Annotated in this window: 10 protein-coding genes; 2 read left to right on the forward strand and 8 right to left on the reverse strand. The window is 38.2% G+C overall.

Annotated elements, in window-relative coordinates:
* Window positions 1-97: 97 nt before the first annotated feature.
* The 5 genes from pepT to B5D30_RS05365 form a co-directional block, all read right to left on the reverse strand.
* Window positions 98-1327 (reverse strand): peptidase T, encoded by a 1230-nt coding sequence (gene pepT, locus B5D30_RS05345; RefSeq protein WP_078807006.1) that lies wholly within the window; start codon window positions 1325-1327, stop codon window positions 98-100.
* A gap of 148 nt (window positions 1328-1475) precedes the next feature.
* Entirely contained in the window at window positions 1476-3128 is a 1653-nt protein-coding gene (locus B5D30_RS05350; protein WP_078807007.1) for a peptide ABC transporter substrate-binding protein, read from the reverse strand.
* Between the two features lie 631 nt (window positions 3129-3759).
* Window positions 3760-4977 (reverse strand): M20 family metallopeptidase, encoded by a 1218-nt coding sequence (locus tag B5D30_RS05355; RefSeq protein WP_078807008.1) that lies wholly within the window; start codon window positions 4975-4977, stop codon window positions 3760-3762.
* Window positions 4978-5271: 294 nt separating this feature from the next.
* On the reverse strand, window positions 5272-5580 hold the full coding sequence (locus B5D30_RS05360; protein WP_078807009.1) for a YbaB/EbfC family nucleoid-associated protein: 309 nt from the start codon (window positions 5578-5580) through the stop codon (window positions 5272-5274).
* An 83-nt stretch (window positions 5581-5663) separates the two neighbouring features.
* Window positions 5664-6407 (reverse strand): DeoR/GlpR family DNA-binding transcription regulator, encoded by a 744-nt coding sequence (locus B5D30_RS05365; RefSeq protein ID WP_078807010.1) that lies wholly within the window; start codon window positions 6405-6407, stop codon window positions 5664-5666.
* Between the two features lie 219 nt (window positions 6408-6626).
* Here B5D30_RS05365 and B5D30_RS05370 point away from each other — a divergent pair, with 219 nt between their 5' ends.
* Window positions 6627-7400 carry a glycyl-radical enzyme activating protein gene (locus tag B5D30_RS05370; RefSeq protein WP_078807011.1) on the forward strand — a complete coding sequence of 258 codons (774 nt, stop codon included), beginning with the start codon at window positions 6627-6629 and terminating at the stop codon, window positions 7398-7400.
* 197 nt (window positions 7401-7597) lie between these two features.
* Window positions 7598-9187, forward strand: a complete 1590-nt coding sequence (locus B5D30_RS05375) for a helix-turn-helix domain-containing protein (RefSeq protein WP_159443218.1) — start codon at window positions 7598-7600, stop codon at window positions 9185-9187.
* A 51-nt stretch (window positions 9188-9238) separates the two neighbouring features.
* On the opposite strand, the gene B5D30_RS05380 is transcribed toward B5D30_RS05375, so the two are convergent.
* From B5D30_RS05380 to B5D30_RS05390, 3 genes are all read right to left on the reverse strand, one after another.
* A complete protein-coding gene (locus B5D30_RS05380) occupies window positions 9239-10303 on the reverse strand; it encodes a pilin N-terminal domain-containing protein (protein ID WP_078807013.1) in 1065 nt (354 codons plus the stop codon).
* Between the two features lie 382 nt (window positions 10304-10685).
* Window positions 10686-11531: a class C sortase gene (locus tag B5D30_RS05385; RefSeq protein ID WP_078807014.1), complete on the reverse strand. Its 846-nt coding sequence runs from the start codon at window positions 11529-11531 to the stop codon at window positions 10686-10688.
* Between the two features lie 33 nt (window positions 11532-11564).
* Window positions 11565-13220 carry a pilin N-terminal domain-containing protein gene (locus B5D30_RS05390; protein ID WP_078807015.1) on the reverse strand — a complete coding sequence of 552 codons (1656 nt, stop codon included), beginning with the start codon at window positions 13218-13220 and terminating at the stop codon, window positions 11565-11567.
* Between the last annotated feature and the right edge of the window lie 42 nt (window positions 13221-13262).

The raw sequence follows: 13262 nt of genomic DNA on the forward strand, positions 1-13262 counted from the left end.
TTAGCCTCCTTTTACGGTAATCTTTCTTTATGAGCAATATACCACAAAAGTAAGAGTATTCTCAACTAATTTTTAAACTTTTTTGGAAAAAAACGCATTATTCCTGCACATCATTTGCGACTAAATGAACAATCTCTACTAACACATTTTTCGCTTTTTCCATAGCTTCTATGCTAATAAATTCATATTGTCCGTGGAAATTTTCTCCGCCTGTAAAAATGTTCGGTGTAGGCAAACCTTTGTATGAAATTTTTGAACCGTCCGTTCCGCCACGAAATGCTTCTACAATCGGTGTAATGCCAAGATTTTTCATCGCATTCAGTGCAAAATCAACACACGCTGGATTTTTTTCAATAATCTCTTTCATATTGTAATATTGGTCAGTCATCGTTACATTCACTCGTTTTCGGTCAAATTCTTGATTGACTTGTTCCACTAATGCAGTGAGAAAATGTTTCCGTTCTTGGAATTTTTCCTTGTCATGATCACGAATGATATACCGTAACTCCGCAAAATCAATACTGCCTTGAAGTTGCGTAAGCAAGTAAAATCCCTCTTTGCCTCTCGTTTTCTCTGGCACTTCTTCTTGTGGCAAAAGCGTGTCGTAATAAACGGCAACTTTGAGTGCATTGACCATTTTTCCATACGCCGTCCCCGGATGTACGCTCGTGCCGTCAATGGTAATCACTGCCTCTGCTGCGTTAAAAGTCTCATACTCAAAATGCCCTACTCGTCCGCTGTCAACAGTATAGGCAAACGCAACTGGAAATTTTTCCACTTTGAACAAATCTGCCCCACGCCCGATTTCTTCATCAGGGCCAAAGGCAATCCAAACATCTCCACGAGCGTGTGCAGGCTCTTTTTGCAATGCCAAAATCATCTCGATAATTTCCGCAATCCCCGCCTTGTCATCTGCCCCAAGCAACGTCTCGCCATTAGTTGTAATCAGCGTTTCCCCACGATAATCCGCCAAATTGGGAAATTCTGATACACGCAAAACAATGTTTTTCTCCTCATTTAACACAATATCCTTGCCGTCATAGTTTTCATGCACTTGCGGTTGAATATTCACAGCATTAAAATCTGCCGTATCCAAATGTGCAATAAATCCAATCGCCGTCTTTTCTGGATTTCCTTTTAAAACCGCCGTCAAAAATCCATTTTCTTCGTCATAAAAAATTTCTTCTAAACCAATTTCTTCTAATTCTTTTTTCAAAACATGAGCAAATTCAACTTGACCAATCGTTGTCGGTGTCGTCATGCTCATTGCATCACTTCTTGTATTCAATTTTGCATATCGAATAAATCTTTTCGCTATTGGGTTCATATTTTTCTCACTTTCTTTTTAGATAAATACAGTATAATCTCTATTTTTTCGTCAAGCAAGAGGCACCTCAAAAAACATTTGAGATGCCTGTGTGCTATTTAAGGATATCTCTAAAAACTCACACTTCCCCACAATTGCTAGTTTTAACTTAATCGGAGTTTTTAGAGTCCCCCTTAACATAAGCCGTTCTGAAATTGTAATAATCCCCATATAAATGGAAAACTACATTTTTCACTTCTGGGCGAATGAGGTAGTTTGAGGCACTTTGATATAGTGGCACTACTGCGGTATCTTGTGCGAGCAAGATTTCTTCTGCCTCTTTATATTCCTCAAATACTTTATTTATATCATTGGCGTCCTTTACTCTGGCATCTTCGGTTAATTGCGTGTACTTGGCACTTGCATAACCACCATAATTGTATGCCGAACCTGTTTTATAGAGGTTAAAGTAAGAGTCTAAATCGCTACTTCCTGCAATCCAACCTGAAATGGAAAGCTCATATTTCTTCTCTTTTCTTGCTTGAAGTGCATTATTTTTCGGCTGTGCTTGAATTTCAATTTTCAATCCTTCTAGGTTTTCTTGTAATTGAGCTTGCACAAATTCCCCTACTTTTTTAGCATTTTCATCATCATAAACCAATAGTGAAAGAGCAGGCACATTGCCCAATTCTTTTTGTGCCGTCTTCCATTCCTTTTGTGCCTCCTCTAAATCATATTTCATGTACTCGCCACTATATTTTCTAAAATCCTCTTTTGTTTCTGGATTTTGATACAAATATTGCGGAATGAAACCATTCAGAGCTTTTGAGCCGTCATTTAAAATCGTTGTTTCTAGTGTTGTTTTATTAATCGCTAGAGCAATCGCTTTTCTCAAATGTACGTTCGCAAGAGGGGTTCCTTCTTTTTTATTGAAATCAATGAAAACATCTGAAACATCTTGCTGAGAAGTGAAACCGTCCGTTAACTTGTATTGCTCCACATATTGCCCACTTACTTTAGCTAAATCCAATTTTTTCGTCGTAAATAAATCAATGCCTGTATGTTCATCTTTGATTGTATTCCATTTGATTTCTTTCAATTTTACTGCATTTTTGTCATAATAATGTTCATTTTTGACCAAAGTCCACGTGTCAGAATCTTGTGTCCAATCTTTTAGCGTAAACGGTCCTGAGTAAAGAATGTTTTCGCTACTTTTTGCGTATTCTTTTCCAAGTTTTGTGACATATTCTTCTTTTTGCGGAGCAAGCCAACCAATTGAAATCACTGAGAGAAATGACGGTTGTGCCTGATTGAGATGAACGATAAATGTCGTATCATTTGGCGTTTCAAGTCCTATTTTGTCAATAGACAACTTCCCTTGACGAATTTCCAAGCTGTTTTTCACACTATCCAAAAGATAAGCATTCGGCCCTTGTGTCTCAGGATTTACCAATCGTTTCCATGCAAAAGCAAAATCTTTTGAAGTAATCACACTTCCGTCACTCCACTGAATATCTTTACGCAAAGTAAAAGTATAGTCTTTCCCGTCCTTGCTCACCTCTAATTTCTCCGCAAGTGCAGGAATTGGTTGACTTTCGTCATCAAAACGGTACAATCCTTCAAATAAATGTTGAACAATTGTGAATGTATTTTTATCCATTGTCTGCGTTGTATCCAAAGTCGATAGCGGTGTTGGAGAGCTTACGGTGATTTTTTGTTCTACCTCTGTTTGTTTCTCTGATTTCTTCTCTGCCTTGCCACACCCTACTAAAATCAATGTCGCAAGTGTGAACACTCCTAATAATTTGCCTATTTTTTTCATGAATTTTCTCCTTTGTCTAGCTACGAAGTGCAGGAGTTGGGCAACTGTTCGCAACAACGCTCAAAACTTACGTTTTGAGTAAATAAACGTTGTGGCTCACTGTTGCAAACTCCTTAACGCACTTCTCCGCTTTTCTTTTTGTCTAGCTGCGAAGTGCTGAAGTTTGGTCGCTGTTCGCAACAGCACTGGAAACTAAAGTTTCCAGCAAGTAAATGCTGTGGCTCTCTGCGACAAACTTCAAAACGCACTTCTTCGCTTTTCTTTGTCTAGCTGCGAAGTGCAGGAGTTTGGTAACTGTTCACAATGTCGCTCACAACTTCGTTGTGAGTATATAAACGACAGTGTTCACTGTTGCAAACTCCTTATCGCCCCTCTTCGCTTTTCTTTGTCTAGCTACGAGGGGCAGGAGTTGGGTAACTGTTCACAATGTCGCTCACAACTTCGTTGTGAGTATATAAACGACAGTGTTCACTGTTGCAAACTCCTGATCGCCCCTCTTCGCTTTTCTTTGTCTAGCTACGAGGGGCAGGAGTTGGGTAACTGTTCACAATGTCGCTCACAACTTCGTTGTGAGTATATAAACGACAGTGTTCACTGTTGCAAACTCCTGAACGCCCCTCTTCACTTTTCTTTAATTCCCTCTTGCTACATTAATTTTGTGTTCTTCTTTTATCGCATTAAGTGTTTCCTCGTTTTCCAGTAGTTCAAGTGCGGTGCGGGCTAAGAGTTCTGCTGCAATGGCAATTGAATGTAACCCTTTTTCACTTTTCGCCGCTGCTTTAAATTCTTCTGTGTGAGGAACAATATACTCATCAGAAATGGATACTGTCGGCTGAATCGTTGGAATCACTTGACTCACATTTCCAACATCTGATGAACCAATACTACTCATAGGCTCTAATCGTTCGATTTCTTCCTCTGGAATAGCCAATTCCTCAAGATGACGGAAAAATACCTCGTCAAATTTTGGAACTAAAATCGTATCGTCCACGGCATTTTGGAACAAACCATATTCATAACTCGCCCCTGTCATAAGAGAGGCACCATGCACAACATTTTCAACTTTTTTATAAACTTCATTTAGCGTTGTGCGATTTTTTGCACGCAAGAAAAATCTTCCTGAGGCGAAATCTGGCACTACATTTGCCGCTCTACCACCGTCTGTGATAATGCCGTGAATATTGACATCACTTGGCAAATGAAGTCTTAGTCCATTAATGCCATTGAACACTTGAATTAACGCCTCTAGTGCATTGATTGCTTTTTCAGGAGCTGAGGCTGCGTGGCTTGATATGCCATGAAATTTTATATCTACTGGATCATTGGCAAGTGTGTGCGTTGTCTTGGTGTAGCGATAGTTTGGATGAACACAAAGTGCCGCATCTACATCCTCAAAATAACCTTCTCGCACAAAACTTCCTTTTGCTGAACCATTTTCTCCGCCCTCCTCACCGGGAGTGCCATACACACGAATTTCACCGCCTACTTCATCAATCACCTGTTTTAACGCACTTGCTGCTAAAACAGAATACGTGCCAAAAAGATTATGCCCACACGCATGCCCAATTCCTTCCAAAGCGTCATACTCTGCAAGAAATACAAGCGTTGCCCCCTCTTTTTCTGCCTTATATCGTGCATCAAATCCTGTCCGATGTCCTGCTACATCTTTCTCAACAGAAAACCCTTCTTTTTTCAACTGCTGAATCAAAAGGTCGGAAGAGTAAAATTCATAATTGCTCACTTCAGGATTGGCATGAATTTCAAGGGCAAGTGCTTGATACTCTGGCAAACGTTGTTGAATAAACTCTTTGAAAATAGTGTGTGCTGTTTGTTTTATTGTTGTACTCATTGACTGTTCTCCTTCTATTTTTTTAGTTGTCGCGTAGATATAGAAAAAGACTCTTACCATTCATCACTGACAAAAGGATAATTGAAAGGGGTTACTACCTTTTGTTTGGGAAATTTATCTTTTCTTTATCATATGGAAAGTATTTATCTAGCGTTTTCTTAAATTTTAGTTTACACACCAAAAGTTTCAAAGTCAACGGGTGATGAGATAGATTTTTTCTATCGTCATACGCAAAAAAGTACCACTTAGTTCTCACTAAATCGTACTTTTTTTGTCTTAATGATACCATTCAATTTAGAAAGGCAAACCTTTCGTGTATTTCCCTACGCTCGCCTCTTGTGCTTTAGTAATTTGTGTAAGACCATCATTTACTGCCATAACAATCATATCGCTCAACAAATCAACATCTTCTGGGTCGACAATTTCGCTTTTAATCTCAAGATTTTTCAACGTTTTATCCCCTGTAAAACTTGCCGTTACATACTCTTGTGGCGATTTCCCTACAAATTCTTGCTTGCTCAAATTTTCCTGAGCCTCAACCATTTGCTTTTGTAGCTTTTGTGCTTGTTTCATCATTTGTTGCATATTGCCCATATTCATCATTTTGTAATCAATCCTTTTCTAATTTTGTCTTTTGTTTCGTTTTTATTTTATCATAATTTTTCAATTAGAGAACTCTTTAAACTCTACGCCTTATACACCAAAATCCCTCTGTTTTGTAAAAAGTATTCCGTTTCTTCTTTGATCATGTTGTCTGTGAAAACTTCACTTACTCTTTCAAATGGAACTGCTGAAATCATGCTTCTGGCATCAAACTTGGTTGAATCGGTCAAGACGATGATGTGCTTTGCTCCTTCTGCCATATCTTTTACAGCGGAAACACGGGAAATATCACTTCCTGTAAAGCCATTTTCCTCGTCAAATCCGTCAATTCCGATGAAAAACTTCTCAACAAAGAAATTTTTCATTACTTCCTTGACAAGTGGGCCAACATTTACTTGTGAATCTTTTTGATAATCTCCACCAAGCAAAACGATTTTCACCCCTTCATATTTACGAATGTAATTAGCAATGAAACAAGAATTGGTCAAAATGGTAATATCTCGTTTTGTTTTCGCTAATTCTTCCGCCAGCAACGCACACGTTGAACCACTTTCTATCAAAATTGTCTCTCCGCTACGAATTGTTTTCGCTGCCATACGAGCAATTCGCAATTTGCGGTCATAGTTGGTACTCATGCGAAAAGTCAAATCATTTTGATTTGGCACTTCTGCATAGCCGTGTTGACGTATAATAATGCCACGCTCAACCAATTTATCTAAATCCTTACGGATAGTCACTCTGGAAACTTCTAACATCTCTGCTAATTCATTGACTTCAACTTTTTTTCTTTCATTTACAATCGTAATAATTTCATCTTCTCTTTTCATAGTGCTTGCTCCTTATTTTATGTATCGTTAACGGATATCTCTAATTATTGTACCACAGAGCGAAAAATATTCAATATCTTCGTTTTTTCTTACGAAACTTATTTTGGTTTTATATGAAATAATTTTGTGTTATAATGGTTTCATAAAACGACAAGACTTCAAGTAGGCAAATAAAAGATTTTGTCGACACCGTTGACAGACACGAAGGAGAAAGTAAAAATGAGTGAACTTACAGCGACAATTTTCAACATTCAAAAATTCAGCCTGCATGATGGCCCCGGTATTCGCTCGGTCGTCTTTTTCAAAGGCTGTCCACTTCGTTGCTTTTGGTGTGCCAATCCAGAAAGCCAAAACCGTATGCCTGAGATGATGTGGGATAATCAATTAAAAAAAGAAACTATCGTTGGGGAGAAAAAAACAGTTGCCGAAGTGTTACAAGAAGTGCGAAAAGACCAAGTATTTTATGAAGAAAGCGGTGGAGGCGTGACACTTTCTGGCGGTGAAGTGCTTCTTCACGCTCAATTTGCCACAGAACTATTGAAACAACTAAAACAATGCGACATTCATACAGCGATCGAAACGACTGGTTTTGCAGATGAAAAAGCGTTTCAACAAGTGACAAATTATGTTGATTTGTGCTATTTTGACATCAAACATCACAACGAGGAAGAACATAAAAAAGGTGTTGCAGCTTCGCTTGCTCCTATCCTAAAAAATTTGACTTATGCACTTCAAACAAACATGGAAGTCATTGTTCGCATACCGATTATTCCGCAATTTAACGATACACTGGAAGATGCCAAGCAATTTGCTCAACTTTTCAGCTCGCTTGGTGTGAAAAATGTCGAGTTACTGCCTTTTCATCAATTTGGTGAAAAAAAATACGAATACCTCAACCGTGAATACAAAATGAAAGATATTCCTCAACTTCACGCCGAAGACTTATTGGAACATCGTAAGATTTTTGAGGAAATTGGGTGTGTGGTAAAATAAAGATACTTCTAAAAGAATGATACTTTTTTATGAAAGCGTTGTTCTTTTTTAATATACGGAGAAATTATAGGAAAAGAAAAGTTTCATTTGAACATTCGAGTTTTTTCGTTTGGAAAATAAAAAGATACCGCTTTTTTTTGAATAATGTTATAATAAGCACGATGAATAGACATATTATTTTACAAAAGGGGGAAACTATGATTCTTTTGGAGCTGCTAGATAAAAAAGACAAAAATAAATTGCTCATGCTATATCTTTTACAAAATGAGTGTGTCGAAACCGCTAATAGCAAGTGGTTCAAGGAGGCTCTTGAAAAACATCCCTCATTAGCGTTAAGCGAAAAATCTTTACGCAGTTTTGACCGCTATATCGAAGAAATTGCAACAGATATTCAAAATTACGACTTGTATGACAAAATTTCTATCAAATTGTCTGGAAAATGCCTTGTCATCAATCGAGAAATTCCTTTCCAGCCTTCGTTTCTTTTGGAAAAATATTTGCACCATTCTGTAAAATTTTTACTTCTTTTTCAAGGTGCAAAACGACATCATCTGTCCGCTAGTAACGTTTTGGAATGGATCAATAGTTGCCTACCGTATGGAAATATCAGTTTAAGCACACTTTACAACAAAGTAAAGGAGTTAAACGAAGTTTTATCATCAAACAATTTGTCATTAAATAGCGATTTCCTCTTGAGCGGGGAAGAGGGGAATTTGCGAATTTATTTATACAAGATTTTTTACAATGTTTCACTCGACTTCTTGCTTTCGCTCGAATCAAGCGAAGACGCGATGTTTTCCTGTGCTATGCGAATTTTTTCTAAACGCATGATTGACGGGTTAAGACCTGTATTTACCACTCTATCAAGTGGCGAAGAAAAAGCCTTGGAATTATTTGCAACGATTTGTTTTTATCGCATACGCAATCATTGTCATTTAAACAAAAATCGGTTGTACGCCTATTTAAAGGAAGAAAAAGATTTTTCTCCAAGCATGAATTTTTTCTATGAAAAGATTGCTGCAGCAATAAAAGCCAATAATATAAAAGAAGATATTGAACTTGAGGCGAGATTTGCAATGAATTTTTGTTATATTTTTCACTTTTCTGTTAAACAAGAAGAACTATGGTTCAATTCCAGTTTTTTATGTACGTTGGAAGAATTGTGGAAAAAACAATTAGATGAATTTCTCGTGGCAGAGCAAGAAACTCCTGCTTGGCAAATGTTAAAAGAGGATGTTTACAAAATATATGCACGTTTTTTACAATTTGGACCGCAACATAAAATAGAAAATTATATGATGGAAGAATTGGAAGGGGAAGAATATTTTCTCTATCATTATCCTGTTGCCAATCAGTTTCTTTCCTCTTTTCTCACAAAACTTTCTTCTGTAAAAGAGGAGGAAGAAAAAGAAATGCCCTTTGCATTAAACCAGCAACTTTTCTATCCAATGGTCTATCTGTTTTATCATAATATGAAAGGAAAAGAAATTCTCGCTTTTAAGCAGTCGCCTGTGGTGAAAGTTTGCGTAGATATGCCAAACACGCCACACAAAAAGGAATTTATTCAGTCTTTCCTAGAAAACCGCTACAATCTCAATATTTCTTGGCAAGACGTGACGGATAAATCGACAGATTTCTTGATTACAAACACGCCACAAACAGCAGGAGAAAGGACAATCATCTGCGAATGGAGCTATCACATATCCGAGGAAATGTATAACTGCTTAGCAAATGCGATTCGCTTGTTACAAAACAAACGAATCAAAGATTGTTTAGAGAAATTATAAAAAACCGATAGTTGATAAAGAGCTATCGGTTTTTATGGATTCCTAAGAATTTTATTTTCCTTTTCGCCTCACCAAGAAAAACACCCCCACAAGAACCGTCCCCACCAAACACCAACCAGCCCTCATAATTTCATTCGTGCTTGGCAAAAGATTTCGTGAAACTTTTTGCTCCACACCGTTTGTATTTGGGAGATTGCCTCGTTGTTTGTTGTAGTAAATGGCTTTTTCCTGTGAAACATTTTCTTCTTCTCCATTTTTATTTGGCAAATGGAGCATGATTTCTTTTGTAACATCAAGTGGAATTTCTGCTACGATTTCGCTTGAGACTTCAAGCATATACCCGCTCGGTGGTTCTATTTCCTTAAATTTATACGTCCCAGCTGGCAATTTATAATCTCCAGTCGACACTCGACCGTTGTTGTCGCTGACAAAAAAAGCTAAGGAAGAATGAAAATTTTCTCTATCCCCTATGCAAGCTGAAAAATCGAGCGATTCTTTTTGAAATCCCTCCGCTCTAAATTCGCTCGTCCATTCCAATGCTCCTGTTTCTGATTTCATCAAATAAACTTCTTCACTTTCTTGTTTGCTCAATACAAAAACAGCACCACTCAATGCACCCAAATCTTGATTGCTCTCCATTGACAAGCCGTGCTTGTGGAAAAAGAGCGGAAATGACAATGGATAATGTTTTGGGTAAAGGTCAAATATTGTCAAAAACTGACCTTTTTCATCGAGAATAGGCAAATTCAAGAGAATCGGCTGAATGATTTCATGTTGATTTTTGTTGTCTGTTGCTAAAAATAAATAACTCGTGTTCTTGTTGTTTTTTCTATTCGCAAGCTCAATTTTCGCAAGTCCTTCTTTGTCTGTTGTCAAAGTCGAAAACGGCGGAATACTGCGGACAATCCCTGCGATTTCTTCTGCTTTTTTCCCTTGTCGCACATATTCGGTCACCTCGTAAACACCAATATTCGTGCCAGCTCTTGCCTCTTCTGCCTGTGAAGTGCGATCATGTAACACGATTGTCGTTGTTCCACTGTTCGCATACACCACACTCGTGCAGAAAAAAACTAGATATAACAAAAGAAATGATAGGCTTTTTTGTAATTTGTTCATCTTTATCCTCCTCATGAAATTTATCCTCTGATAAATCTGCGTATTTTTCAGTGAAAAAAGGAGAATGTGGGGTAGAAAGAAATTTCTCACTAAAAAATACGCATATTTATCAGGAATAATTCAAGACTCCCTCTAAAAACTCACGTTTTTTATTGAAAAAGAACTCAAACGGAGTTTTTAGAGAACCTTTCAAAAACTTAGTAGAGCAGTGTTCTATCAAGAATATTCTTGATAGGTCTACGCATTTTTAGCGAAAAACTAGAATGTGGGGTAAGAAATTTCTCGCTAAAAATACGCACACCTATCCAGAGCATATAGAGCATGAGCGGAATGCTCTGAACTTAGTTCCTTATCTTATCAAAACATTCTTTGATAGAGTTCGTTATGTTTTACACCTTTTTTTACGTTTGAAGTGCATAAACAGCAAGAAACAAAACAGTAGCACAAATAGAATAGCGAGAGCAATCAAAACGAGTCTGTTGTTTTTTTCTTTCGTTTCTTTTATCTGCTCTATTTCTTTCATCATGCTCGGGGTGAAGTCTACTCTTTCTCCTGTTACCAATAAACGATGAGAATTTACACCGATTGGCACACACGTGACTAGTGTAGTCAAATCTTTGTTGTTGTCACGTGTGACCGTTCGGGTGTTTTCTGGCGTTACTTTTTGGAGAGAGGTAACTTTGTAGGCGAGATATTCTCCTGAGATTTTGTAAACAATCAAATCCTCTTGTTTGAGATTTGGCACATCATTGAACAATTTTGCGTGCGGAATCCCAGAATGACCTGCTACAACGGAATGTTTGCCAACTCCACCTGTCAATTCACTACTATTGGCAAGCCAAGCGGCTCCACGTTGTAAAAATTGGTCGCTTGAGTTATCAAAAATCGGAAGTACTTGCCGAATAGCAGGCAGATAAATTTCTCCTAGCAAATGTTTCGCATAAATCGGAACGGTAATCGGGTCATATTCTAATTCATGCAAACTTTCTTGAGAATACGGGTCGCTCAACGCTTTTTGCTTGAGACTCTCTTGCCGATTTTTCATTTGCTCCTCAAGCATTTTTTTGTCTTTTTGCTGAGCAGTTGTCTCCTCCAAAATAGTTTGTGTCAAATAGTCATTGGCAATATCCAAAATCCTCGGCAAACACAATGCTCCAACACCTACCAACAAGCTAACACTCATCAAAAACGAGAGGAGAAACTGAGTGATTTTGTAGCGATTATTCATTTTCCCCTCCTTTTTTAGCTCTTCAATGCACTTCTACGCTTTTCTTTTCATTCTTTGTTTCATAAACATAAACACTCCCGCACTCGATAGTCCAATCACTGCAACGGTTAAATACATTTTCATACCTGTTCCACCTGTTGAAGGGAGAAGAGTGTCTGGTGTGTTGTAGATGTTGTGGTAGCCGTCTGTTTGGTTGTTTCCTTTTGGCAAATCGGTTGCCACATCAAATGTGCCACAAGTTTGATTTTTATCATGGGCAGTTGGTGAAAAGTCAATTGGTGTCAAGGACAAGCGATAACCTGTTGGTGCAACAACTTCGACTAATGTGTACGTCACATCACTATCCAAACCAAGCAATGTCAACGTTCCGTCATTGGCAACTTCTAGTTCTGTTACAATTCCTGTTGCTCCTGAAGTGGCTACTTTGTAAACACCGTCAGAAACTTTCACAAAATCTACAAGAGCATTTGAAATGCTCACCGTGAATTTTGCTCCTGCAAGAGCAGCACCAGTGATACTATCGTTCTTTTGGAACACGTATTTGTGCGTTAAACTTTCGATTTCATCTTCTGCTGGCACCACTTCGTAGCCGTTTGTTTCAGATACTTTGTAGTTGGCTTTGTTGGCAATACTTGTGTCAACCGTTGCCTCATCATTGACTTCACAAATGACTTCCACTTGCACCACTTTCCCTGCAAGGTTCGCCCATTTCGCATTTGCTTGGTATTGGTTGCTTTTCGGTGCAATGCTCAAAATCGCTTTTTTCACACCGTCTCCTGCAAATGGAGCATTTGGTGTCGCTGTTGCTGTAACATCATAATCTTTTTCAAAATCTGCAAGAGATTGTTCCACACCTGAAGATACCGTTATTTTTGAGAACGATTGAAAAGTCAACCCTTTGCCGGGAATATCGTTTACCGCAAAACTTGCAAACTTGAATTTTCCAGCGTTTGCTCCTGTTTTCAACTCTGTCGCCAAGTCATTTGGTAGGTTTAATGTAATAGTGTATTCCACTTTTTGCCCTCTTTGAACATGCTCATCTTTTTTCTCGATTGTTTTAGTCAATGCTCCGACTTCATTTTTAGGATAGACTTTAATCGTTGACAATTCTTTACCTGCTTGGTCAAACATTGGCAAGGCAACAATTGTTGGAATCGCACCGATAACCGTTGTCGCTACTTCACTCCCTGTATTTGCTTGATGACCTGCTGGCGGGCGTGTCGTTTCTAGCACCACATAAATCGCATCTTTTCCGTTGCTTGTGGTAGGCAATTGGGCAACACTTGTGAAGCCGTTCACGTCTGTCGCATTGGTTTCACTTCCTACTTGCACCCCGCGAGCCATGACTTCTGCGTTGCTTTCATGCTGAATGATTCTTACATATTCTGCATAAATATCCTTTGGATTGGTCGTAGAAGTAGCTTTGCTTGGGTAAAATACATCATAATAATTACTTGTCACATCAATAATCGTAAACTTCGCCCCAGACATTGCTTGTGCATTAGCGAGTGCCGCTGGTTTGTCGTAACCGTTGTTTTCATAGTTGGGAAGACTTGCGTCTGTCACCTTATAAATTTCCAAACCAATATCTGTTGCTGCATTTGCAATCTTCGGCAAGAAAAACAGCCCAATCATCGCCACCAACGAGCAGACACTTACTGCCCAAAGTTTCATTTTCTTTGTATTCATTTGAATACCCTCCTTAAAATTTTCATTTATTAAATCTATTGT

Source organism: Pilibacter termitis, from assembly GCF_900167335.1.
GTDB lineage: Bacteria > Bacillota > Bacilli > Lactobacillales > Streptococcaceae > Pilibacter > Pilibacter termitis.

Excerpts from the sequence above, each read along its gene's own strand:
- pepT (WP_078807006.1), bottom strand. The coding sequence starts at position 1,327 with ATGAACCCAATAGCGAAAAGATTTATTCGATATGCAAAATTGAATACA.
- B5D30_RS05350 (WP_078807007.1), bottom strand. The coding sequence starts at position 3,128 with ATGAAAAAAATAGGCAAATTATTAGGAGTGTTCACACTTGCGACATTG.
- B5D30_RS05355 (WP_078807008.1), bottom strand. The coding sequence starts at position 4,977 with ATGAGTACAACAATAAAACAAACAGCACACACTATTTTCAAAGAGTTT.
- B5D30_RS05360 (WP_078807009.1), bottom strand. The coding sequence starts at position 5,580 with ATGATGAATATGGGCAATATGCAACAAATGATGAAACAAGCACAAAAG.
- B5D30_RS05365 (WP_078807010.1), bottom strand. The coding sequence starts at position 6,407 with ATGAAAAGAGAAGATGAAATTATTACGATTGTAAATGAAAGAAAAAAA.
- B5D30_RS05370 (WP_078807011.1), top strand. The coding sequence starts at position 6,627 with ATGAGTGAACTTACAGCGACAATTTTCAACATTCAAAAATTCAGCCTG.
- B5D30_RS05375 (WP_159443218.1), top strand. The coding sequence starts at position 7,598 with ATGATTCTTTTGGAGCTGCTAGATAAAAAAGACAAAAATAAATTGCTC.
- B5D30_RS05380 (WP_078807013.1), bottom strand. The coding sequence starts at position 10,303 with ATGAACAAATTACAAAAAAGCCTATCATTTCTTTTGTTATATCTAGTT.
- B5D30_RS05385 (WP_078807014.1), bottom strand. The coding sequence starts at position 11,531 with ATGAATAATCGCTACAAAATCACTCAGTTTCTCCTCTCGTTTTTGATG.
- B5D30_RS05390 (WP_078807015.1), bottom strand. The coding sequence starts at position 13,220 with ATGAATACAAAGAAAATGAAACTTTGGGCAGTAAGTGTCTGCTCGTTG.